Source organism: Acidimicrobiales bacterium, assembly GCA_033344915.1.
Taxonomy (GTDB): domain Bacteria; phylum Actinomycetota; class Acidimicrobiia; order Acidimicrobiales; family Aldehydirespiratoraceae; genus JAJRXC01.
Map to the genome: position 1 here is coordinate 2213503 of JAWPML010000001.1, position 22789 is coordinate 2236291.

The 22789-nt window shown below is 68.3% G+C and carries 18 protein-coding genes; 6 read left to right on the top strand and 12 right to left on the bottom strand.

Annotation, left to right across the window (positions count from 1 at the left end):
* Positions 1–22: 22 nt before the first annotated feature.
* Complete coding sequence (gene recA / locus R8F63_10840) at positions 23–1090, bottom strand: recombinase RecA (protein MDW3219094.1); 1068 nt, start codon at positions 1088–1090, stop codon at positions 23–25.
* A gap of 261 nt (positions 1091–1351) precedes the next feature.
* On the opposite strand from recA, the gene msrB reads away from it, so the two are divergent.
* The gene (gene msrB / locus R8F63_10845; GenBank protein ID MDW3219095.1) at positions 1352–1783 is read left to right on the top strand and encodes a peptide-methionine (R)-S-oxide reductase MsrB; all 432 of its coding nucleotides are present in this window, start codon (positions 1352–1354) and stop codon (positions 1781–1783) included.
* 62 nt (positions 1784–1845) lie between these two features.
* Here the strand turns inward: msrB and R8F63_10850 are convergent, their stop codons facing one another.
* Positions 1846–2781 (bottom strand): hypothetical protein, encoded by a 936-nt coding sequence (locus tag R8F63_10850; protein ID MDW3219096.1) that lies wholly within the window; start codon positions 2779–2781, stop codon positions 1846–1848.
* 134 nt (positions 2782–2915) lie between these two features.
* Between R8F63_10850 and R8F63_10855 the strand changes: the two genes are divergently transcribed.
* The 3 genes from R8F63_10855 to R8F63_10865 are packed head-to-tail and all read left to right on the top strand — an operon-like array spanning position 2916 to position 9501.
* Positions 2916–4463, top strand: a complete 1548-nt coding sequence (locus R8F63_10855; GenBank protein MDW3219097.1) for a class I SAM-dependent DNA methyltransferase — start codon at positions 2916–2918, stop codon at positions 4461–4463.
* Positions 4460–5701, top strand: coding sequence for a restriction endonuclease subunit S (locus tag R8F63_10860; GenBank protein MDW3219098.1), 1242 nt, complete (start codon positions 4460–4462; stop codon positions 5699–5701). The genes R8F63_10855 and R8F63_10860 overlap by 4 nt, the downstream gene beginning before the upstream one ends.
* 2 nt (positions 5702–5703) lie before the next feature.
* Positions 5704–9501: an HsdR family type I site-specific deoxyribonuclease gene (locus R8F63_10865; GenBank protein MDW3219099.1), complete on the top strand. Its 3798-nt coding sequence runs from the start codon at positions 5704–5706 to the stop codon at positions 9499–9501.
* A 74-nt stretch (positions 9502–9575) separates the two neighbouring features.
* Here R8F63_10865 and R8F63_10870 read toward each other — a convergent pair whose 3' ends face one another.
* Positions 9576–10508: a glycine-rich protein gene (locus tag R8F63_10870; GenBank protein ID MDW3219100.1), complete on the bottom strand. Its 933-nt coding sequence runs from the start codon at positions 10506–10508 to the stop codon at positions 9576–9578.
* A gap of 176 nt (positions 10509–10684) precedes the next feature.
* On the opposite strand from R8F63_10870, the gene R8F63_10875 reads away from it, so the two are divergent.
* Positions 10685–12088, top strand: a complete 1404-nt coding sequence (locus R8F63_10875) for a DEAD/DEAH box helicase (GenBank protein ID MDW3219101.1) — start codon at positions 10685–10687, stop codon at positions 12086–12088.
* A 6-nt stretch (positions 12089–12094) separates the two neighbouring features.
* Here the strand turns inward: R8F63_10875 and R8F63_10880 are convergent, their stop codons facing one another.
* Both R8F63_10880 and thpR read right to left on the bottom strand, forming a co-directional pair.
* On the bottom strand, positions 12095–12883 hold the full coding sequence (locus R8F63_10880; protein MDW3219102.1) for an alpha/beta hydrolase: 789 nt from the start codon (positions 12881–12883) through the stop codon (positions 12095–12097).
* 9 nt (positions 12884–12892) lie between these two features.
* A complete protein-coding gene (gene thpR, locus R8F63_10885) occupies positions 12893–13390 on the bottom strand; it encodes an RNA 2',3'-cyclic phosphodiesterase (GenBank protein ID MDW3219103.1) in 498 nt (165 codons plus the stop codon).
* Between the two features lie 53 nt (positions 13391–13443).
* On the opposite strand from thpR, the gene R8F63_10890 reads away from it, so the two are divergent.
* Complete coding sequence (locus R8F63_10890; protein MDW3219104.1) at positions 13444–14451, top strand: GNAT family N-acetyltransferase; 1008 nt, start codon at positions 13444–13446, stop codon at positions 14449–14451.
* Here the strand turns inward: R8F63_10890 and R8F63_10895 are convergent, their stop codons facing one another.
* Genes R8F63_10895 through R8F63_10925 form a run of 7 tightly spaced genes read right to left on the bottom strand, consistent with a single transcriptional unit; the run spans position 14452 to position 22760 of the window.
* Entirely contained in the window at positions 14452–15519 is a 1068-nt protein-coding gene (locus R8F63_10895; GenBank protein ID MDW3219105.1) for a class I SAM-dependent methyltransferase, read from the bottom strand.
* 2 nt (positions 15520–15521) lie between these two features.
* Positions 15522–16772 carry a competence/damage-inducible protein A gene (locus tag R8F63_10900; GenBank protein MDW3219106.1) on the bottom strand — a complete coding sequence of 417 codons (1251 nt, stop codon included), beginning with the start codon at positions 16770–16772 and terminating at the stop codon, positions 15522–15524.
* Positions 16773–16777: 5 nt separating this feature from the next.
* Positions 16778–17356: a CDP-alcohol phosphatidyltransferase family protein gene (locus R8F63_10905; GenBank protein MDW3219107.1), complete on the bottom strand. Its 579-nt coding sequence runs from the start codon at positions 17354–17356 to the stop codon at positions 16778–16780.
* The gene (gene rimO, locus R8F63_10910) at positions 17353–18618 is read right to left on the bottom strand and encodes a 30S ribosomal protein S12 methylthiotransferase RimO (GenBank protein MDW3219108.1); all 1266 of its coding nucleotides are present in this window, start codon (positions 18616–18618) and stop codon (positions 17353–17355) included. Before rimO ends, R8F63_10905 begins: the two co-directional genes overlap by 4 nt.
* A gap of 11 nt (positions 18619–18629) precedes the next feature.
* Positions 18630–19340 carry a hypothetical protein gene (locus R8F63_10915; protein MDW3219109.1) on the bottom strand — a complete coding sequence of 237 codons (711 nt, stop codon included), beginning with the start codon at positions 19338–19340 and terminating at the stop codon, positions 18630–18632.
* A 21-nt stretch (positions 19341–19361) separates the two neighbouring features.
* Positions 19362–20342 carry a sodium:calcium antiporter gene (locus tag R8F63_10920; GenBank protein MDW3219110.1) on the bottom strand — a complete coding sequence of 327 codons (981 nt, stop codon included), beginning with the start codon at positions 20340–20342 and terminating at the stop codon, positions 19362–19364.
* A gap of 27 nt (positions 20343–20369) precedes the next feature.
* Positions 20370–22760 carry a DNA translocase FtsK 4TM domain-containing protein gene (locus R8F63_10925; GenBank protein ID MDW3219111.1) on the bottom strand — a complete coding sequence of 797 codons (2391 nt, stop codon included), beginning with the start codon at positions 22758–22760 and terminating at the stop codon, positions 20370–20372.
* Positions 22761–22789: the final 29 nt, after the last annotated feature.

A 22789-nucleotide genomic window follows, 5' to 3' on the forward strand; every position in this document is an offset into this window, starting at 1 on the left:
AATTGCTCAGGCCTCGGATGGGTCAGTCGTCGAGGGCGATCGGGAGATCGTCGGCGTCGGAGAACTCGTCGTCGTCGCCTTCGGTGACGTCGACCACCTCTTCCTCGGGCTCGGGCATGACGGCCTTCCAGACCCGATCGGAGATCTCGACCATGATCTCGGGGTTCTCCTGGAGGAACTTCTTGGCGTTCTCCCGGCCCTGACCGAGCTGCTCGCCGTCGTAGGTGTACCAGGCACCCGACTTCTTGACGATGTCCTCCTCGACGGAGAGGTCGAGCACCGAGCCCTCACGGGAGATGCCGGTGCCGTACATGATGTCGAACTCGGCCTGACGGAACGGCGGCGCCACCTTGTTCTTCACGACCTTGACCCGGGTGCGGTTGCCCACGACCTCGACGCCGTCCTTGATCGATTCGATGCGGCGGATGTCGAGCCGGCACGACGAGTAGAACTTCAGCGCCCGGCCGCCGGGGGTGGTCTCCGGCGAACCGAACATCACGCCGATCTTCTCTCGCAGCTGGTTGATGAAGATGCAGATCGTCTGGGACTTGTTGAGGTTGCCCGTGAGCTTGCGCAGGGCCTGCGACATCAGGCGGGCCTGGAGGCCGACGTGGGTGTCGCCCATCTCGCCCTCGATCTCGGCGCGTGGGGTGAGCGCGGCCACCGAGTCGATCACGATCACGTCGAGCGCACCCGAGCGAATCAGCATGTCGGTGATCTCGAGCGCCTGCTCGCCGGTGTCGGGCTGGGAGATCAGCAGCTCGTCGATGTCGACGCCGATCGCCTTGGCGTAGACCGGGTCCATCGCGTGCTCGGCGTCGATGTAGGCACAGATGCCGCCATTGCGCTGGGCCTCGGCGACCACATGGGTGGCCAGGGTGGTCTTGCCCGAGGACTCCGGACCGAAGATCTCGGTGATGCGGCCACGGGGGAGGCCGCCGATCCCGAGGGCGAGATCCAGCGCCAGGGCACCGGTGGGGATCGACTCGATCGCCATCGTGCTCTTGTCGCCCATCTTCATGACCGAGCCCGTACCGAACTGCTTCTCGATCTGCCCGAGGGCCATGTCGAGTGCCTTGTCTCGCTCCACTGTGTCTCCTGACGTCTCGCCCGCCGCGTCTGCGCCGGGCCTGCTTTGGGGGGTGTGGTTGGTGGGCTCGAACCTACGGAGGGGGTGTGACACCCACCGGCCGGGGCAGCCGGTCAGGAACGAATGACAGCAACGTAATTGCGAACAGCTGTTCGGTCAAGGACCGAACGCGAGAATTTTCCCGAAGGCGGGACCAAACCGTGCGCTCCCGGTGTTCTACGGTGCACGACGACACGTCGATCACAGACGAAGGAGCGCCCCATGAGCGACACCACCCTCCCCACCGGCGAGACCGACGACGAACTCCGCGAACGCCTCACGCCCGCCCAGTACGCCGTCACCCAGCAGGCCGGCACCGAACGGGCCTTCACCGGCGAGTACTGGGACTGCCACGACGACGGCACCTACCGCTGCGTGGTGTGCGACACCGCCCTGTTCACCAGCGACACCAAGTTCGAGTCCGGCTCCGGCTGGCCGAGCTTCTTCGACACCGTCGGCGAGGACGTGATCGAGATCCACACCGACACCAGCCACGGCATGGTCCGCGAAGAAGCCGTCTGCGCCAACTGCGGCGCCCATCTCGGCCACCGTTTCCCCGACGGCCCCGCCCCCACCGGCCAGCGCTACTGCATGAACAGTGCGAGCCTGCGGCTGGACCGGGACGGAACGGTCACCGAGGACGACGATGCGTGATCTGCTGGGGCGTCTCGTCTGACCTGGTGTTCGGGCCGACACTCGGGTCCCGAACTGCAGGGCTACGGGGTCGTGCCATCGACCGGTTCGACGGCCTGAAGAGCGAGGAACTCCTCACGCAGGTCACACAGCCACTTGTCGCCTCTCGCCGGCACCTGCCAGACGTCCCAGCCGGCGACGGCAGCAAGTCCGGATGCGCTCATGGCGGCCTGCGACGGCGAGTCGACGAGGCGCCCGTCGGGAAGGCGGATCTGTCCGTCGGCTGCGATCTCGGCGTGGAACGTGTCACCCGATCGGGGGCGGACCCATCGCAGTTCGTCCCCCTCGGCCAGCAATCCCGCTTCGGCGAGGTCGTTGATGTGGAGGCGTCGCCCGTTGTGGGTGTAGCGAACCGGCGTGGCCCGTCCGGGGGTCTCGGGCGTCGCCGAGTCGGTGGTGATGTCGTCGAACTTGCCGTCGATGCGGAAGAGCCGGGACCCGTCACCGTCCTCGTAGACGGTGACGGTGACGATCTCGACCGGCAGCCCGTTGGCCTCGAGGAAGGCGATCGCTCCGTGGGTGCGATCATCGACCTCCCCGGCGACGAGGTAGAGCAGCGGCTCCTGGGAAATCACCTGGGGAGCAGACGTGCCGGTGAACTCCTGCCAGTCGGCGAAGAACGCCCCGGGATCGTCTGCGAAGTAGAGAGCGGCGAGTTCGTCGAGGCTCGCCGTCCTCGCCCAGCCGGCGTACTCGAGGCTCTGGGCGAGCTGACTGCGGTCGAGTGATCGCTTCACCTCGAAGATCACCACTCGCCCGGTCTGGTCGAGAGCCAGCACATCGGGACGGCCGCCGGTCGAGATCCTCCCCTGCCGACACACCGGGAAGAGATCGCCACCGGTGAACGCCTCGAGGTTCGACCACAGCAGGTCCTCTATCTCGCTCTCGTACAGCTCGGGCCCGGGGGTGAGTTGTCGCAGCGGTGCAAGCTGCGAGCCATCGGATCTGAAGATCGGCATCTGATACCTCCCCGTCTCGTCAACGTACTTGAGGGGCGTGACACGGCCGTCGAACCCTGAACCGGCGGCCGCCACATTCGAGTCACGCCGCTCGCCTACTAATGTCCGACATCAAGCAATAGGGGTGGTCGAGAGTGGCAACAGATCTGGCGGAGCTGCAGTCGAAGCTGTGGGCGGTGGCGGACGAGCTCCGAGCGAACTCGGGCCTCAAGGCATCGGAGTACTCGACACCAGTGCTCGGGCTCCTCTTTCTCCGCTACGCCGACGACCGCTTCGCTGCGGTCGCCGAGCAGGTCGGTGCCGGCTCCGGGCGTTACACGCCGGGCCCGGAGGCCTACATCGCCGAGGGTGCCCTCTACCTGCCCGACGAGGCACGCTTTGAGCGCCTCGTCGAGCTGACCGAGGCCGACGATCTCGGCAAGGCGCTCAATGACGCCATGAAGGCGATCGAGACCCACAACCCTTCACTCGAGGGGGTGCTCCCCCGCAACTACGGCGACCTTCCCCACAACGTTCTCGTCGAGCTCCTACGAACGCTGTGGCGCCTCCCCGAGTCGATCGAGGGCGATGGGTTCGGTCTCATCTACGAGTACTTCCTCGGCCAATTCGCCATGTCCGAGGGACAGAAGGGCGGCGAGTTCTTCACCCCAACCTCGATCGTTCGCCTGATCGTCGAGGTCCTCGAACCGAACCATGGCCGGATCTTCGACCCGGCCTGCGGGTCGGGCGGCATGTTCGTGCAGTCCGCCCACTTCGTCGAGCGTCACCAAGGCAAGCCGTCGGACGAGCTTTCCGTGTTCGGTCAGGAGAAGACGGGCGAGACGGTCCGGCTGGCGAAGATGAACCTTGCCGTGCACGGTCTCGAGGGCAACATCCGGGAAGGCAACACCTACTACGAGGACCTTCATGACTGCGTCGGCAAGTTCGACTTCGTCATGGCCAACCCTCCGTTCAACGTGAACAAGGTCGACAAGACCAAGCTCGAAGACGACCCTCGGTTCCCGTTCGGTCTCCCGTCGACCGACAATGCCAACTACCTGTGGATCCAGCAGTTCTACTCGGCACTCAACGACGAGGGCCGGGCCGGCTTCGTCATGGCCAACTCGGCCTCCGACGCCCGAGGGTCCGAGCTCGAGATCCGCAAGCAGCTGCTCGAGTCCCGAGCCGTCGACGTGATCGTCGCCGTCGGCACCAACATGTTCTACACCGTCACCCTCCCGGTGACGCTGTGGTTCCTCGACAAAGCCAAAGCGACCAAGGACCCAGAGTGGGCCGACAGCGTCCTCTTCATCGACGCACGGGAGATCTACAACACGATCGACCGTGCCCACCGGGACTGGACCAACGACCAGATCGAGTTCCTCTCCAACATCGTCCGCCTCTACAAGCAGGAGGAGGTCGACGTCACCTCCGACGAGTCTCAGGCGATGCTCGACGAGCACTTCCCCGACGGCGAGTACGTCGACGTGCCTGGCCTCTGCAAGTTCGCCTCGATCGAAGAGATCGAAGAGCAAGGCTGGAGCCTCAACCCGGGCAGGTATGTCGGCGCACCCCGTGTGCATGTCACCCATGACTTCCTGGACGAGATGCACCGCCTCGAGGAGGAGTTCAACACGCTCTCCAAGTCGGCTGCTGCCCTGTCTGACTCGGTGTCGGCCACCGTTCGAGCGAGCCTTTCATGACGACCCTTTTAGAGGTCTGCGAACTGATCGTCGACTCGGAGCACAAGACGGCGCCAAAGTCCGAAGCGGGCTTTCCGCTAGTACGAACGACGGACATAGGTCGGGGCCGACTGGACCTGTCGAACGTTCAACGGGTCGACAAAGCGACCTACGACCAATGGACTCGCCGTGCCGTGCCGGTAGAAGGCGATCTGATCCTGGCGAGGGAGGCACCTGTCGGGAACGTCGCAGTGGTGACAGAGGGCATCAGGCCTGTGCTTGGCCAACGCACGGTGCTGATCCGCCCCGACGACAGCCAGGTCGATTCGACGTATCTCTGCTACCGACTGCTCGGAGCCGATGTCCAGCACTGGATGAACGCCGTCGCAAACGGGGCAACGGTGCCGCACCTGAACATGTCCGACATCAGAGAGCTTCCGCTGGGAGAGCTACCGGAGATGGAGCTGCAAGGACGGATCGGGACGGCGCTCGCCGACATCGACGATCTGATCGAGAACAACCGGCGGCGGATCGAGATCCTCGAGGAGATGGCCCGGCTCCTGTACCGGGAGTGGTTCGTGCACTACCGGTTCCCGGGGCATGAGGACGTGGAGCTGATCGATTCCGAGCTCGGCCCGATCCCCGAAGGGTGGAAGGTCACCTCTCTTCAGGAAGAGTCAAACCTCCTCAAGTCGAATGTGAAGCCCCAGGACTTTCCCGACGAAGACTTCGCCCACTTCTCCATCCCTGCTCTCGACGAGGCCCATCATCCAGCAATCGAGCCGGGGGCCGATATCAAGAGCGGCAAGTATCTCGTTCGACAGGAGAGCGTTCTCCTGTCGAAGCTGAACCCTCGGTTCCCTCGAGTCTGGCGAGTGACACCACCGACCTCAACGAGGTCCATTGCCTCGACCGAGTTCCTCGTCATCGAGGACAACGGCGGGTGGCCTCTACCGTTTCTGTACGGGGTCTGTTCCTCGGACTCTCTATCGGGTCGTCTGACGGCCATGGCTGGCGGTACGTCCACTAGCCACCAAAGGGTGAAGCCCGGCGATGTTGTCGCACTGCCTTTGGTGGGACCGTCCACGGAGGTAGTCGACCGGTACTCAACGATAGCCACGCCCATGCTGGACTTGGCTGACAACCTCCGGGACCAGAACAAGACCCTGACTGCCGCCCGGGATCTACTACTTCCCCGTCTGGTCTCCGGCGAGCTCGACGTGTCGGAGATCGACTTGGAGCTGGAGGCGGTGGGCTGAAAATGGTTGGCGGCGGGTTCGGAGAGGATGCGGCGGTCGAGCAGCCGGCACTGGCGGTGCTGGCGGACCTCGGGTGGGACACGGCATCGGGTGCACAGGAGACCTTTGGGTCCGGAGGGTCCTTGGGGCGTGACTTTCAGTCCGATGTCGTCCTTCGCCATCGGCTCAAGGACACGTTGAAGGTCCTGAACCCGGAGATCCCCGATGCCGGGCTCGACAAGGCGATCGAGGAGCTCGTCGAGTCCCGGTCGGCGATGGACCAGGTGCGGGCGAACCAGGCCGTCTACGGGTTGTTGCGTGACGGGTGCGGCGTCGAGGTCGAGCTCGACGACGGCACCCGAGAGACGAGACGGGTCCGGTTCATCGACTGGGACCGGTCGGCCAACAACGAGTACCTGGCGGTGTCGCAGCTGAGGGTCGCCGGCGATATGTACAACCGCCGCACCGACGTCGTGCTCTTCGTCAACGGCATCCCGCTCGTGCTCATGGAGTTCAAGGCGCCGCACGTCAACGTGAAGGCGGCGTTCGACGACAACCTGCGGGACTACCGGGAAGCGATCCCGGAGCTGTTCGCCTACAACGGGTTCGTGCTGCTCTCCAACGGGGGCGACAGCAAGATCGGGTCGACCTTCGCTGGGTGGGGGCACTTCGCCGACTGGAAGAAGATCAACAGCGAAGGCGAGGAAGGCGTCGTCTCGCTCGAGACCGCCCTACGAGGCACGTGTGAACCGGCACGGCTCCTCGACCTGATCGACAACTTCGTCGTCTACACCGAGCGCCCTGGCGGGCTCGTCAAGGCCGTGGCCAAGAACCATCAGTACCTGGGCGTGAACAACGCCCTCGATGCACTGGCCGACGTGAAAGAGTGTGGTGGGCGCCTGGGTGTGTTCTGGCACACCCAGGGGTCGGGCAAGTCGTTGTCGATGCTCTGGTTCACCCAGAAGGTGTTGCGCAAGCGGCCCGGCAACTGGACGTTCGTGCTCGTCACCGACCGCAAAGAGCTCGACGATCAGCTCTACGAGGAGTTCGCCGACTCGGGTGTGATCACCTCCGGCGTGCAGGTGCACGCCGAGACATCGGCGCACCTGCGGGAGTTGCTGCGGGCCGATCACCGGTACGTCTTCACGCTGATCCACAAGTTCATCCCGGAGGAACGCAACGGCGAGATGCCGGTGCTGTCCGAGCGTGACGACATCGTGGTGATCACCGACGAGGCCCACCGGTCGCAGTACGACACGCTGGCGATGAACATGCGCAAGGCGCTGCCCAACGCATCGTTCCTCGGGTTCACCGGCACGCCGCTGATCGCCGGTGAGGAGCTCACCCGGCAGGTGTTCGGCGACTACGTGTCGGTCTACAACTTCCGGGACTCGATCGAGGACGGCGCCACCGTGCCGCTCTACTACGAGAACCGGATCCCCGAGCTGCAGCTCGTCAACGACGACTTCGACGAGGAACTCGAGGAGCTCCTCGAACGGGCCGAGCTCGACGACGGCCAAGAGAAGGCCGTCTCTCGCCAGTTCTCCCGCCAGTACCACCTCATCACCCGTTCCGAACGTCTCGACGAGATCGCCGACGACGTCGTAGATCACTTCCTGAACCGGGGGTTCCGAGGCAAGGGCATGTACGTGGCGATCGACAAGGCGACGGCCGTGCGGATGCACGACCGGGTGGCCGCTCGATGGGCCACCCGGCTCGCCGAACTCGAAGCTGAGATCGAGTCGGCCCCCGAACTCGAGCGTCCACCGCTCGAAGCGCTGGCGGAGTTCATGCGCAGCACCGACATGGCCGTCGTCGTGTCGCAGGGGCAGAACGAGCAGGCCGACATGGCCGAGCTCGGCCTCGACATCACGCCGCACCGTCAAAGGATGGTGAAGGAGGACCTCGACTCGGAGTTCAAGGACCCGGCCGACCCGTTCCGGCTCGTGTTCGTCTGCGCCATGTGGCTGACCGGGTTCGATGCGCCGTCGTGCTCGACCGTGTACCTCGACAAGCCGATGCGCAACCACACACTGATGCAGACGATCGCCCGAGCGAACCGGGTGTTCCCCGACAAGGAGAACGGGCTGATTGTCGACTACGTCGGGGTGTTCCGCAACCTCGAAGATGCACTCGCCATCTACGGCTCCGGCTCGGAGCAGGACGTGCTGGGCGAGTTGCCGGTCCGTCAGAAGGACGAGCTCATCGCTGAGCTCGAGACGGCGCTGTCGAACGTCGCCGACTTCCTCGACGACCACGATGTCGATCTCGATGACCTCGAACACTCACAAGGACTCGAGTTCGTCGCCCTGCAGTCCTCAGCCGCTGAAGCGTTGCTGATCGACGACGACACCCGCCGCCGGTACACAAGGCTGGCCACCGAGACCCGCAATGCCTTCAAGGCGCTGCTCCCCGACCCGCACGCCCAGGCCCGCACCCGTCGGGTGGCAGTGATCCGCTCGCTGGCGAAGAAGCTCGCATCTGCGACCGACCCGCCCGACATCAGCGACGTGATGGACTCGGTGTCGGAACTCCTCGACCGATCGGTCGGTGCGGAGGAGTACATCATCCGCACCGCCGGCGACGCCGACCCGATCTTCGATCTCGGGGCGATCGATTTCGAACAGCTCGCTCTTCGGTTCGCCGACAAGAAGCGCACGGCTGCGAACGCCGTGCGCAACCAGGTCGAGGAGCGGCTCGACAAGGCAGTGCGGGAGAATCCGACCCGCATGGAGCTCGCCGAGCGGTTCCGTCGACTGATCGACGAGTACAACGCCGGCACCCACAACATCGAAGAGTTCCTACGTCGGCTCGAAGCGATCTCCAACGAGCTCTCGGCGGAGGAAACCCGCTCCGTTCGGGAGGACCTGTCCGAAGCGGAGCTCGCCATCTTCGACCTGTTGACGAAACCCGAGCCTGAGCTGACGGCCGCCGAACGAACGCAGGTGAAGCTCGCCGCCAAACACCTGCTCGAGGCGATCACGGATCGCCTCGTGTTGGACTGGCGGCGACGGGCCCGTGGCAAGGCTGCCGTGCAGCATGTGATCGGCCACACGCTCAACCAGGAGCTTCCCGACGCCTATGGTCCCGAGCTGTTCGACCAGAAGGTGCAACTCGTGTTCGACCACGTGTACAGCAGCTTCTTCGACGACGGCTCGAGCGTCTACGACGTCGAGCCCGAAGCCACCACGACGGCCGTGGCAGTGATGCCAGACGCTCCAATCGATTCGACCGAGGGCGTCGTCGAGCGAGTCCGGGAGGATCCAGACTTTGCCGCTCGGCTCCTCGAGGAGCTCCTGGGCGCAGCGGCAGTGTGGGCAATCTCGACCGTCGACCTACTTGCCGGTGGCCCTGATGAGAACCGGTTGGTCGAGTACAAGCAGACAGCCCGCTGGAACGTGCGGGAGCAGAAGAAGGACAAGACCATGGAGGACGTCGTCGTGAAGACAGTGGCCGGGTTCCTCAACGGCGAGGGCGGGACGCTGCTGATCGGCGTCGACGATGATGGCCGGGCCGTCGGTCTCGACTCCGACTACGCCCTTGTGAAGCCGCAGAGCCGGGACGGCTACGTCAATTGGCTCGACACCATGCTCGAAAACGCCCTCGGCCACGCCGGGGCTCATCGGGTCCAGATCCGACTCGAACTCGTCGGCGGCTACGACGTGTGCCGTATCAACGTGCCCGCTTCGTCTCGACCGATCTGGGCCAAGAGGGGTGACGAGGAGGTGTTGTTCGAGCGCCGCAACAACTCCACCCGAGCCGTCCCGAAGGAAGAGGAGGGCGACTTCATCGCCGAGCGCTTCGGACGAGAGCATGTCTAGGGCTCGACGATGCGCTGTCTTGGAGGGCCCAGTAGAGCCTGAGCGACGGCTGATCGACCGCCGGCCGACGCGGCTCAGTCGTCGTCGCGGATGACGAACAGCCCCAGTCCGAAGAAGGCGGACGTGTCGAGTTCGGCGTTGACGATGTTGTCGAACTCGACGACACCCCACTCGCCGCCGTACAGCGGCATCTCGTGGACATCGTCGCCCAGCACCACGATCTCCACATAGGCGAGCGTCTCGCCGGGAGCCCACGTGATCGATCCGGACGCGAGTTCGTAGTCGCGACCGGGAGCGGCGTGGCCGAGCCCGACGTCGCTCTTCGCGACCCAGTCGGCCGAGACCTCCCGGTCCGCGGGCACGGTCAACAGCACCGGCAGACGCCACATGCGCTGGCCGGTCGATCCCTCGGTGCGCACGAGCACACCGTGGGGACGGATCATGGTCGGCTCGGCGGTGCGGAACCGGATGATCCCCTGGCCATCGCCCGCACAGTCACCCTCCACCACGGTGGAGCCGAGACTCGCGATGCCACCGCCGTTGACACCCCCGCCGCGCGCCACGACGGCCCGATCGTCCCACTGATCGCCGCCGACCCGCAGGTCCGTCGCTCCTCCGCCGCCGCTGCCCCCCGCGTCGGCATCCTGACCGCCGTTCCACCCACCGGTCGCGTCCACGCCGGCGCCACCGACACGCAGCGTGACCACCCGACCGGGAGTGACCTCCACGCTGCTTTCGACGCGATCGCCGAACCCGTCGGCTCCCGCACTGCCTGCCGCCGCGCCACACAGGCTGACCTGCAGGGACGTGACATCGGCGGGCACGGCGACGTACTGGTTCGCGCCGGTGAAACCGAAGCGGAGTTCCACGTCGACGAGCGGCGCCTCGACGGCAACGCCCGCGACCGCGCCGAGCGCGGGCGCCTCGGGACCGAGATCGATGAACTGACCCGACGTGCCGCCCGCGAGGGCGAGAAGACCGAGCACCAGTATCGCCGTTTTTCGCATCACTCCTCGCAGTTCCGAAGCGGTGTTCTACCACCGGTCGTGGCCGATCGCACGCTGAGCGTCGGCCCGAACACGTGTCTCGCGAGGGCGTCCGCCCCGCGGCGATAGCCTGGTAAGGCACCGGACATGTCGTACGGCCGTCGCCGACGACGATCCCGCTGCGGAATCGTCTTTCCATGTCTCCCACATTCGCCGACATCGGCGTGCCCGAACCGATTGTCGCGGTCCTCGACCGCCAGCGCATCCGCGAGCCCTTCCCCGTCCAGGCCGCGACCATCCCCGACCTCCTCGACGGCCACGACGTCGTCGGCCGCGCCCCCACCGGCTCCGGCAAGACCCTCGCGTTCGGCATCCCGCTCATCACCGCCGTCGAGCGGGCCGAGAGCCGTCGCCCCGGCGCCCTCGTGCTCGCCCCCACCCGCGAGCTCGCCGAGCAGATCAAGTCCGACCTGTCGCTGCTCGCCGAGGCGATGGACCGCCGGATCCTCGCCGTCTACGGCGGCGTCGGGCTCGAGCCGCAGATCAAGAAGCTCCAGCGCGGCGTCGACATCCTCGTCGCCACCCCCGGACGGCTGGAGGACCTGATCGCCCGTCGTGCCGTCGATCTCGGCGCCGCGAACATCGTCGTCGTCGACGAGGCCGACCGTATGGCGGACATGGGCTTCATGCCCGTCGTGAAGCGGATCCTCGACCAGACCGCCCGGCCCCGCCAGACCGTGCTCTACTCCGCCACCCTGGACGGCGACGTCGGCAAGCTCATCGAGCGCTATCAGCGCGACCCGCGCCGCCACGAGGTCGGCCCGGCCGCGCCGGACCTCAAGGCCATGGAGCACCACTTCTGGGAGCTGCCCCGCACCGATCGTGTCCCGCTGTGCGCATCCGTGATCGCGACGTTCGGCCCGACCATCGTGTTCACCCGCACCCGTCACGGCGCGGACCGGCTCGCGAAGCAGCTCGGCCGCCTCGGCGTGAAGGCCGCGGCGATCCACGGCAACCGCTCCCAGGCCCAACGCAGCCGGGCGCTCAACGACTTCTCGAACGGCAAGGCCCACGCCCTCGTCGCGACCGACGTGGCCGCCCGTGGCATCCACGTCGACGGCGTCGAGTGCGTCGTCCACTTCGACCCCGTGGACGAGGATTCGGCCTACGTGCACCGCAGCGGACGCACCGCACGGGCCGGGGCCACGGGTCGCGTCGTCTCGTTCGTCGACCCCGGCCAGGTGCGGCTCGTCAAGGCGATGAAGCGCCGCCTGGAACTGCCCCACGACATCACGCCTCCGCCGGCGGTGGAGGGTGGCGAGCTGCCCGAACTCCCGCCCGACGACGACGACCGCAACGACCGCCGCGACGATCGCAACCCGCGACCGAACCGCCAGCAGTCGCGCCGTTCCAGCAAGCCGCGCACGCGCTCCGGCGGTGGTTCCGGACGCCGACCCGCCAAGAAGGCCGCGAAGAAGCACCGCGGCAAGGGCGGTCCCAAGGGCAAGGGCGGCGGGCCGAAGGGCAAGGGCGGTCCCAACCGCGGTCCCAAGGGCAAGCGGGGCGGGCCCAAGGGCAAGCGGGGACCGGCGTCGCGCTGAGTCCGTTCAGTCGGCGAGCAGGAAGTCGCGGATGGTCGTCATGGCCCGCGGGTCCTGCATCATGAAGATGTGCCCGCCGTCGAAGATCTCGAGCCGGGCGTGCGGGATCGCCGCCGCGATGCGTTCCGAGTTGCTCACCGGTGCGATCCCGTCGTAGCGGCCGGCGCACACCAGCGTGGGTGACGTGATCGACGCCAGGCCGGCGCTCGCATCGTGGCACCGCCGCGCCTCCAGCTGAGCGGCGAACCCTTCGGCCGCCTCGGCGGGCAGTGGGGACCGCTGCCGGTCCCGGAACATCGTGGTGAATCCCTCGAGCCCCGGGAGCTCGCCCCCGGGTTCGTAGCGGGTGTCCATGATCGGCATCCAGGCGTCCGCCCGCGCCTCGCCGTCGAGCGACTGGAGCTCGTGCAGCGGATAGGAGGGGGCATCGCCGCCGGGCGAGGTGCAGTTGAGGACGAGACGCTCGACGAGCTGCGGATGGCGGATCGCGAGGTGCTGGGCGACCATCCCGCCGAACGACGTGCCCATCACGTGACAGCGCTCCCAGCCGACCGCCGCGCAGAGCGCGGCGGCGTCGTCGGCGAAGTCGGCCATCGTCGGTTGCCGGTCGCCGCGGCTGGTGCGGCCGAGCCCTCGCTGGTCGTAGTGGAGCCCGCGGAAGTCACGGTTGAGCGGCGAGCGGTCGGGCATCGTCGCGCGCAGGTCCCCACCGGAGCCCGAGATGTGCAGCAGCGGCGGTCCCTCACCGTGGAACTCGTGGTACACACGCAGGTCGCCGACGTCGATGAAGGACATCGCGGGACCCTAGAGGTCGGCCGCCACGGTGGCCACCGTCGTGTAGCGAGCGCCGTCCGGGTGCAGCTCCGAGCGGACGAGCGCGATCTCCCGGACCGTGAAGGTGCCCCGCACCCCCACCCCGTCCAACGAGCAGGGGCCGTCGCCCTTCGAGCGAGCGAGCGTGATGTGGCCGACGAACGAACGCGGGTCGACCGGCTCCCCCACCGACGCCGTCGCCTCCCGAACGACCTTGGCGATCGTCTCCAGCCCTGCCACCGGGGCGACGACCACCCCCGGCCCGAGCCGTTCGACGGTCGGGCCGAGTCGCACGGCCGTCGCCGCGAACCGAACCTGGCGGAGCGCGGCCCGCGCCTCGGTCTCCGAACACGACCCGAGGAACCGCACGGTCGCGTGCCACTGCTCGGCGGTGGTGAAGCGCAGGCCGGGCGCCGCCTGGCGCGGGAGCGCGGCGAGGACATCCACGACGGCGGGCGGCGGCCACACGGCGACGAACAAACGAGGCACGATCGGCGAAACTAGCCCGCCCCACCAGCGCCCGGATGCGAGACTGGCCGGTGATGGACCTCCGCCCCCTCCTCCAGACGACCGACGATCAGTTCGCGGCCGCGCTCGGCATCCAGCAGCGGTCCGAGCGCAGATACGACCCGCATGTCGCGCCCACCACCGCCGAGGAACTGCGGCTGCTCGCGGCCCACGACCGGTCGGACGCCAACCACCACGAACGGTTCGTGGTCCTGGACACCGACGAGCCCCGGGCCGTGTGCCACCTCGAGTTCGAGCTCGACGAGGCGAACGCCCACCTCGCCAGCACCGAGATCTTCGGCGCGGCCGAGGACCCCGACGCCGGCCGGGCCGGTCTGGCCGCCGTGCTCGACCTCGTCGAGGCGGACGGGCGGACGAGTGTGCTCGGCTGGGGTCCGCAGCTGCCGGCGGAGACGGCGTTCTGGGAGGGCGTCGGGGCCGAGCTGCGCTACCGGGAGCGGATCTCCGTGCTGGACGTCGCCGCCGTCGACGCCGACCTGATGGACGCCTGGATCGAGCAGCGCCACGAGCGGGCGGCCGACGTCGAGCTCGTCCGCTTCGTCGAACGCTGCCCGGACGAGCACCTCGACGCCTGGACCGTCAGCCGCAGCGCCATGAGCGACGCGCCGATGGAGGACCTGGACATCAACGACACGGCGTACGACGCGGCGGACATCCGCGAGGACGAGGCGTCCTACATCGCCCTGGGCTATCGCATGATGCACCTGCTCGCCCTGACGCCCGACGGCGCCCCGTGCGGGCACACGAGCGTCCGGGTGAACACCCACCGCCCCGCCGTGTCGGACCAGTGGGACACCGTCGTGCTCGCCGACCACCGACGCCGCGGCATCGGCCGCTGGCTGAAGGCCGAGATGTGGCAATGGCTCCGCGAGACCGAACCGGAGGTGGCCCGGCTCGCCACGGGCAACGCCCAGAGCAACGATCCGATGCTCGCGATCAACGTCGCGATGGGCTACGTGCCGCTGTGCGTGTTCGGGGCGTGGCAGGCCGACGTCAGTACGTACCGACGGGCGCTGGCCTAGTCAGACCCGCACCTCGAAGTAGCGGTTGAGCGGATCCACGTCGAACTCCCGTGCGTCGACCGAGCCGAACCCGGCCGCCGCGGTGAGTTCGCCGAAGACGGGCTCGGTGAGACCGAGCGTGCCCAGCCCCGCGCCACCGGGCTCCGACATCGCCGACGACATGCAGTAGAGGATCGACATGCCGTACATCAGCGGCAGCACCGGGATCTTGCGGTTGTCCTCGAGGCCGCCGCGGGTCTTGATGTCCGCGACGAACCACACGCCGTCGTCGGCCAGGCACGAGCGAGCCGCCCGGACCGCGTCGCCGGGGCGAGGGAGGTCGTGGATCACGTCGAGGGTGAGCAGCAGGTCCACGCCGTCGAGGTCCGCCAGGTTGTCGAACACGCCCTGGCGATAGGACAGGTTGGTCAGGCCCGCTTCGGTCGCGCGGGCCTGAGCGGCGTCGATCGCGTGGCGGGACGGGTCCATGCCGATCACGGTCGACGCGGGGTAGGCCGCGGCGATCGCCGAGGCCGCGACGCCCGCCCCGCACCCGATGTCGACGACGGACGCGCCCTCGGTGAGGCGCTGGGTCATGCCCTCGATCGAGTCGAGGATCACCGGCACGAGCCAGGTCTTCTGTCCGGCCGCGCCCATGGCGGCCTGGAAATGGCAGGTGTCCGCGCCGTGCTCGTCCCACGTCATACCGATCCCCGTGGCGAAGGCCTCGACGGTGCGATCGATCTCACGATGGGTGATCGGCGGCCCGAACACGCCACCCACCGCGGCCGGGTGGTCCGGCTCGGTCAGGGTCGCCTTGGCCTCCGGGGTGAGGGTGAACCGGCCGTCGTCGTGTTCGGCGAGCTCCGCCGCCGCGACCGCGTGCAACCACTCCCGCACCCAGCGCTCGTGCAGCCCGGTCGTGGCGGCCAGCGACTCACTCATCGCGCCGTCGTTCGCCGCGAGGGCGTCGAACAGCCCGAGGCGGTTGCCGATGTGCACGATGGCGCTCATCACCTCGCCCTGCTTGTAGCGGTAGAGCTGTTGGACGGTCTCGCCCAGCTTCTCGAGATCGAGTTCGGTGCGCATGTTCACGATCCTCCGAGGATCCGGGTACGAAGCAGGTCGAGCGCCATGATGCACGTGAACTGCCGGATGCGCTCACGATCGAACGGCAGGGTGAGGGTGATCGCCTCGGAGTGACCGGGCCGATGCAGGCCGATCCACAGCGCGCCGGGGTCGAGCCCCTCGTGGGGGTCGGGACCGGCGACACCGCTCACCGCGATGCCCACGTCCGAGCCCAGGATCTCGCACACGCCCTCGGCCATGGCGAGCACCATCTCCTCGGACACCGCGGGCACGTCCGGCGCGCCGAGGACGGACTGCTTCAGGTCCCGGTGGTAGGGCACGACGGCTCCCCGGAAGACGTCCGAGCACCCCGGAATGTTCGTGAGCCGGCTGGCGATCAGGCCGCCGGTCAGCGACTCCGCCAGGCCCAGCGTGAGGCCGCGGTCGCGCAGCAACTGGAGGACGACGGACTCCATCGTGTCGTCGTCCATCCCGAAGACGACGTCGCCGATGATCTCGCGGACACGCGCCTCCTCCTCGTCGAGGATGTCGATCACCTCCGCCTCGGTGGCGGCCTTGGCGGTGATACGGACCTTCAGCCCCTCCCAGCCGCTGGCGAGGAACGCGATCGTCGCCGTGCCGGCGTCATCGAGGCGGCGGATCTCCTCGTCGAGCTGTTCGGCCAGCCCGGACTCGGACTGTCCCCAGGTGCGGAGCGTCCGGCTGCGGAGCACGGAGGTGATCCCGGCCCGGACCTGGAGATCGGGCAGGATGCCGGCGGTCACCATCTGCTGCATCTCCCACGGCACGCCGGGCACCGCGTAGATGACCTTGCCCTCGTCGGTGCCGGTCAGCGGGCAGATCAGTCCGGGCGCGGTGCCGGGCATCGCCGGGTTCAGCGAGGCCCCGATGGGGACATCCGCCTGGAGCAGGTTGTTCTCGGGCATGACCCGACCCCGTCCGCCGAACATGTTCCGGATCTTGTCGACGAGCTCCGGGTCGCGAACGAGCTCGACGCCCATCACCGCGGCGATGGCGTTGCGGGTGATGTCGTCCTGCGTGGGACCGAGCCCGCCGCACACGATCACGGCGTCGCTGCGATCCACGGCCTGACGGAGCACCTCCACCATGCGGTCGAGGTTGTCGCCGACCTTGGTCTGGTAGTGGCTGTCGATCCCGACCAGGGCGAGCTGCTCCCCGATCCACGAGGAGTTGGTGTCCACGATCTGTCCCAACAACAGCTCGGTACCCACCGCGACCACTTCACACTTCATGTCGCTCAGTCGCCCGTCGTGCTCAGCGCGTTCTGACCGTCGATCAGATACTGGATGCCGGTCACGGCGGTCCACGCCACGGCGATCCACAACAGCACGGCGATCGCCGTGTCCTGGTCCTCGAGCGTCGGCATCACCGCGGCGGCGAGCGCCACGCCCTGCACGACGGTCTTGTACTTCGCCGAGCGCCGCGCCGGAAGCGACAGCCCCTCCCGGGCCCACCGGCCGCGCCAGGCCGTGATCCCCAGCTCGCGCACGGCCATGATCGTCACGGGGAGCCACCAGTAGCGCTCCACCGCGACCAGACAGAACGCGGATCCGAGGATGACCACCTTGTCCGCGAGCGGATCCAGGAACGCGCCGCTGCGGCTGACGACGTTGGCCCGGCGCGCGACCTTGCCGTCGAAGAAGTCGGTCGATGCGAGCGCGACGCCGAGGCCGAAAGCGGCCCAGGAGACGCCGCGGGTGTCCTCCGCGTCCAACAGGAGCCAGAACAGCAACGGCGCGAGCACGAGGCGCGTGATGGTCAAGAGGTTCGCCGGGTGGGTGATCCCGGCCTGGCGCGGCTCCACGAGCTCGCTCACGAGGCCTCGAGATCGGGCCCGAGGGCGCCGGTGACGGTCAGGGTGGCGAAGGTGCCCACCTCGACAGTCTGGGGCACGGCGATGATCCCGTCGATCTCAGGAGCTTCGCGATGGCTGCGACCGATACCGGGTTCGTCCACGAGCACTTCGACCGTCTCGCCGACCAATTCGTCACGTTTGGTCGCCGTGATCCGGTCCTGGATCTCGCGGAGCTCCGCCAGCCGCTCCCCGGCGAGGGCTGCGTCGACGGCTCCGTCGAGGCCCGCGGCGTAGGTGCCGTCCTCCTTCGAGTAGGCGAAGAAGCCGCACCAGTCGAGCTGTGCGGCTTCGACGAAATCGAGCAGCCGATCGTGGTCGTCCTCGGTCTCGCCCGGGTAGCCGACGATGAAGTTGGAGCGGAAAGCGGCGTCGGGCTCCCGGTCGCGGATCGCGGCGATTCGCTCGAGGAACCGCTCACCGTCACCCCAGCGACGCATCCGGCGCATGAGCGGGGGCGAGACGTGCTGGAGGCTCAGGTCGAAGTAGGGCACGCCGGTCGCGCAGATCGCATCGATGAGCGCCTCGTTCAGGTCGGACGGATACAGGTAGAGCAGGCGCACCCGATCCACCCGGGCGGCGACCTGCTCGACGAGCGGCACGATGGCCCGCTCCCCCACACCCTGATCGCGGCCGAAGGCGGCCAGGTCCTGGGCGACCAGCACGATCTCCCGGGCGGCGAGCTGCTCGACCTCGGTGAGGATCTGCTCGATGGACCGGCTGCGTTGCGGACCGCGGAACGTGGGGATGGCACAGAAGCCACAGGCCCGGTCGCAGCCCTCGGCGATCTTGACGTAGGCCCACGGACGGGCCGAGGCCGGCCGCGGCAGGTTGAGCAGGTCGAAGTCCGGCGCACGGCGGGTCGGCCCCAGCGAGACGGGGACGGCCGTGTCCGCGTGCAACGACACGCCGAACGGTGCGACATGGTCGATCTCGTCCAGTTCCGCTGCGAGTTCGGCGCCGTGCCGCTCCGCCATGCAGCCCGTGACCACCAGATGCGCCCCGGGGCGACGGTCGGCCGCCGCGGCGAGGATGGTCTCGATCGACTCGGCCCGGGCCTCCTCGATGAACGCGCAGGTGTTGACGACCACGATGTCGGCCGCGCCGACGTCGTCCACGCGCGCCAGGCCGTCGGCGACGAGGGTGCCCTCCAGCTTGTCGGAGTCGACCTCGTTCTTCGGACAGCCGAGCGTCGTCAGGTGGTACGTCTGGCCGGCCCCGCTCACGGGGAGGGAGTCTACGACCGGAACGGGCTCGCCCCGCCCGGTCGACCGGCCCGCACCACCATCAGGGCGCCCAGCGCGATGAGGGCGACACCGAACACGACCGCGGCGGGGCCCGGCCCGCCCGTGACCGCGAGGCCGGGTGGTTCGGTCGGCGGCACCGACGACGCAGGCGGCGGAAGCAGGGTCGTCGGCGGCTCAGACGTGGTCGTCGGCGGCTCGGACGTCGTGGCCGGCGGCTCGATCGTGGTCGTCGGCGGCTCGGTCGTGGTGGTGGTCGTGGTCGTCGTCGTTGTGGTGGTCGTGGGCGGCTCGAGTTCGCACTCGATCGAGATGAGGAACCCACCGCTCGACACGCCGTCGGGGCCCAGCCGGACGAGCACGTCGACGCGGGCGGGCATCTGTTCGATCTGGCGGAACTCGTAGCGGATGTCGCGCTCGTCCTCGAAGTTCTCGATCACCCGGACCTGGTCACCGAGGCGGACCAGGAGATCGTTGCCCTCGTGCACCGAGTCCTGGTTGAGCGTCTCGCCGACCATCTCGCACTGCAAGCCGACGAGATCGGCCGGCACGTCCGCCGACGCGACCAGGATCTCGTCGCCTTCGTCGCCGCGGGTGATCTGCTCGATCGGTATGGAGATCAGCTCCGAGGCGGCCGCAGCCGGCCCGACGACCGTCCAACTCATCGCGGCGAGCAGACCGATCAGACAACTGGCACGCCGCATGGCATCGCCTCCGGCGTCAAACTAGCCGCCGAACAACGCGCTCGCGTTCTCCGTCACCTCACCACCGGAGAGCACCACGACGCTGGCGACCCAGAGCCCCAGGAGCACGACCGCATCGCGTCGGGTGACCCGCCCGCCGAGCAGCATCATCAACCAGCTCAACACCACCACGATCGCCATGAGTATCGACCCCCACTGGGCGAGTCGGGTGTCGAGCACGGGCCCGGGGCCGATCACGCCGATGAGCCCGCCGACCGCGAGGCTGTTGAAGATGTTGGAGCCGAGCAGGTTGCCGATGAGCAGCTCCGTCTCCCCCTGGCGGACCGCGGCGATGGCGGTCACCAGCTCGGGCGCCGAGGTGCCGACGGCCACGAGGGTGAACCCGACGAAGCCGCCGGACAGCTCGAGTTCGTCGGCCACCCGGGTGGCTCCTTCGACGATGAACCACGCCGACCCGGCCACGAAGACGAGGCCCACCAGCGTGCGCACCGACTCCGCGGTCACGGAGTGCTCCTCGTCGCCGACCAGGCCCTCGACTTCGACGAGGAGTGGGTCGTCGGGCCGCGCCGCGCCGAACACGAGGGCCAGGGCGAGGACCAGGAGCACGCCGAGAGCCGCGCCCTCCGCCCGGCTCAGCTCACCCTGGAGAAACGTGGCGAAGACGAGGACGGAGGCGACCGAGATCGGCGCCTCGAGGCGGACCGTGGCCGAGTTGACGGGGATCGTCGAGATGAACGCCGCGGCGGCGAGGACCAGCGAGATGTTGGCGACGTTGGAGCCGATGATGTTGCCGACGCCGATGTCGAGATTGCCGTCCACCGCGGCGAGGCCTGACACGACCATCTCGGGCGCACTCGTGCCGAACCCGACGATGATCGCACCGACGATCACCGGCGCGACCTGGAAGATCACGGCGACGCGGGCCGCGCCCTTGACGAACTGGTCGGCGGCGATCGTGAGTACGGCCAGCCCACCGACCGCGTAGACCAGCCCGAGAACCATCCTCGAGGAGGCTATCGCCGGGTGCGGTCAGCCCTCGCCGCGGCGGGCCGCGAGCTCGTCCGGGCCGATGAGCACGTCGCGCGCCTTCGATCCGGTCGACGGCCCGACGACGCCGCTCTCCTCCAGGAGATCCATGATGCGCCCGGCCCGGGCGAAGCCGACCCGGAGCTTGCGCTGGAGCATCGAGGTGGAACCGAGCTGTGTCTGCACGACGAGCTCCATCGCCTGTCCGAGCAACTCGTCGCCGTCGTCGTCCGTCGCGGGCGGGGCGTCGGTGATGTCGAGCGAGGGTGGGGTGTCGCTGACGCCACCCGGGTTGGCCGCTCCCGGCCCGGCACCGGGGTCGAGCGCGACGGTCGCCGCGTTGTCACCGTCGGTCGCCACCGACTGGTCGTCGGTGAACTCCGGCGCCTGGTCCTTCCAGTGCTTGACGATGGCGCGGACTTCCTCCTCCTCGACCCAGCATCCCTGCACGCGGTGGGGGCTGGACGACGAGGGCCCGAGCATCAACAGGTCGCCCTTGCCGACGAGCCGTTCGGCGCCGGGCTGGTCGAGGATCACCCGGGAGTCCGTGAGGCTCGACACCGCGAAGGCGAGACGGGCCGGCACATTGGCCTTGATGACGCCGGTGATGACGTTGACCGACGGGCGCTGGGTGGCGATCACCAGATGGATGCCGACGGCGCGGGCCATCTGGGCGATGCGGGCGATGGAGTCCTCCACGTCACGCGCCGCGACCATCATGAGATCGGCGAGCTCGTCGACCACGACGAGGATGAACGGCAGGCGGCGGTGCTGGAGCGGCTCGCCGTGCTCGTCGGTCTCACCGAGCCCGACCTCGAGCGAGTTGTTGTCGACCGCGTTGTTGTAGCCCGTGATGTCACGGAAGCCGACCTTGTGGAGCAGGTCGTAGCGGCGCTCCATCTCGCGCACGGCCCAGGCCAGCGCGTTCGCCGCCTTGCGGGGATCGGTGACCGGCGCGGTCAGCAGGTGCGGCGCCTTGTCGTACTGGCCCATCTCGACTCGCTTCGGGTCGACGAGGATCAGCCGGACCTGGTCCGGCGTGGACCGCATGAGGATCGAGGTGAGCAGGGAGTTGAGACACGACGACTTGCCCGCACCGGTGGCGCCGGCGATCAGCACGTGGGGCATCGTCGCCAGGTTGACCATGAGATTGCGGCCGTTGATGTCGCGACCGATCGCGACCTCCAGCGGATGGGCGGCCTGCCGGGCCTCCTTCGAGGTGAGGATGTCGCCGACGGTGATGATGTCGCGACTGGTGTTGGGCACCTCGACACCGATCGCACGCCGGCCGGGGATCGGCGCCAGGATGCGCACGTCCGGCGAGGCCATCGCGTAGGCGATGTCCTTGCGCAGGCTCTCCAGCTTCGAGACCTTGACGCCCTCGCCGAGCTCCAGCACGTAGCGGGTGACGGTGGGGCCGACGACGGGTTCGAGCAGGGTGGTCTCCACCCCGAACTGGTCGAGGGTCGCCTGGAGCAGACGGCCCCGCTCGGCCACCTCCATCGCGTCGACTTCCTGCTTCGCGCTGCGACCCAGCATCGAGAGGGGCGGCAGGGTCCACTCGCCCGGATCCATCGGCAGCGCCTGCTGCTCCTGCTCGCGGACGGGCTCGGCCGGTGTCTTCTTGCGCGACTTCTTCGGCTTCGGGTCCGGCTCGAGCGCCACGGTCTCCTCGGGCTCGGGAGCGGGGGGCGGGGCGGGTTCGTCGCGGAGATCGATCACGTCGGAGTTGGGATCGGCGAAGAGGCCGCGGAAGGAGCGGGAGACCGCGGCCCAGACCGGCCGCAGGATCCGCCCGGCGCCGGACCCGACCTCGCGAGCGGACGAGGCCGTGAGCACCATGACGCCCACGACCGCGATCGCGCCGAGGATGAGGACACTGCCGATGAGCGCGGTGAGCCCGTGGAGCGGACCGCCGACCGCCATGCCGAGCACACCACCGGCGGCGCCGATCTCGCTGACCGGATCATCGATTCCGGGACGGCCCCGAAGCACGTGGAAGAGGCCGGCGAGTGCGACCAGCACCAGGGCACCGCCGACCGCGGCGCGTGCGAGGCGCTCGGCATCGCTGTCGTCGCTGTCCTCGTCGCCGCCGCGGATCAGGGCGATGCCGACGAGCACGAGTCCGATCGGAACGAGCACTCGGAGGAGACCGAGTCCGAGCGCGAGCACGTCGTCGAGACCATCGCCGATGGGACCGGCCGCGCCGATCCACACACTGGCCGCTGAGAATAGGCCGAGCAGGATCGCCCCGACGCCCCAGATGTCGGCCTGATGGCCCGACAGCACCGAGCCGACCGCCTGGCGGGACGCGGAGGGGCCCTTCGCCGCCGATTTCCGGGCGGGGGCGCGCTTCTTGGACGGGGATTTCCGGGATTTCGTTTTCGTGGCCACGATGGCCCCGACGCTACCAGCGCCGTGTG

What these genes read in the sequence shown, in the direction of transcription:
- msrB (MDW3219095.1), top strand. Translation starts at nt 1,352, where the DNA reads ATGAGCGACACCACCCTCCCCACCGGCGAGACCGACGACGAACTCCGC.
- R8F63_10850 (MDW3219096.1), bottom strand. Translation starts at nt 2,781, where the DNA reads ATGCCGATCTTCAGATCCGATGGCTCGCAGCTTGCACCGCTGCGACAA.
- R8F63_10860 (MDW3219098.1), top strand. Translation starts at nt 4,460, where the DNA reads ATGACGACCCTTTTAGAGGTCTGCGAACTGATCGTCGACTCGGAGCAC.
- R8F63_10865 (MDW3219099.1), top strand. Translation starts at nt 5,704, where the DNA reads ATGGTTGGCGGCGGGTTCGGAGAGGATGCGGCGGTCGAGCAGCCGGCA.
- R8F63_10870 (MDW3219100.1), bottom strand. Translation starts at nt 10,508, where the DNA reads ATGCGAAAAACGGCGATACTGGTGCTCGGTCTTCTCGCCCTCGCGGGC.
- R8F63_10875 (MDW3219101.1), top strand. Translation starts at nt 10,685, where the DNA reads ATGTCTCCCACATTCGCCGACATCGGCGTGCCCGAACCGATTGTCGCG.
- R8F63_10880 (MDW3219102.1), bottom strand. Translation starts at nt 12,883, where the DNA reads ATGTCCTTCATCGACGTCGGCGACCTGCGTGTGTACCACGAGTTCCAC.
- R8F63_10890 (MDW3219104.1), top strand. Translation starts at nt 13,444, where the DNA reads ATGGACCTCCGCCCCCTCCTCCAGACGACCGACGATCAGTTCGCGGCC.
- R8F63_10895 (MDW3219105.1), bottom strand. Translation starts at nt 15,519, where the DNA reads ATGCGCACCGAACTCGATCTCGAGAAGCTGGGCGAGACCGTCCAACAG.
- R8F63_10900 (MDW3219106.1), bottom strand. Translation starts at nt 16,772, where the DNA reads ATGAAGTGTGAAGTGGTCGCGGTGGGTACCGAGCTGTTGTTGGGACAG.
- R8F63_10915 (MDW3219109.1), bottom strand. Translation starts at nt 19,340, where the DNA reads ATGCGGCGTGCCAGTTGTCTGATCGGTCTGCTCGCCGCGATGAGTTGG.
- R8F63_10920 (MDW3219110.1), bottom strand. Translation starts at nt 20,342, where the DNA reads ATGGTTCTCGGGCTGGTCTACGCGGTCGGTGGGCTGGCCGTACTCACG.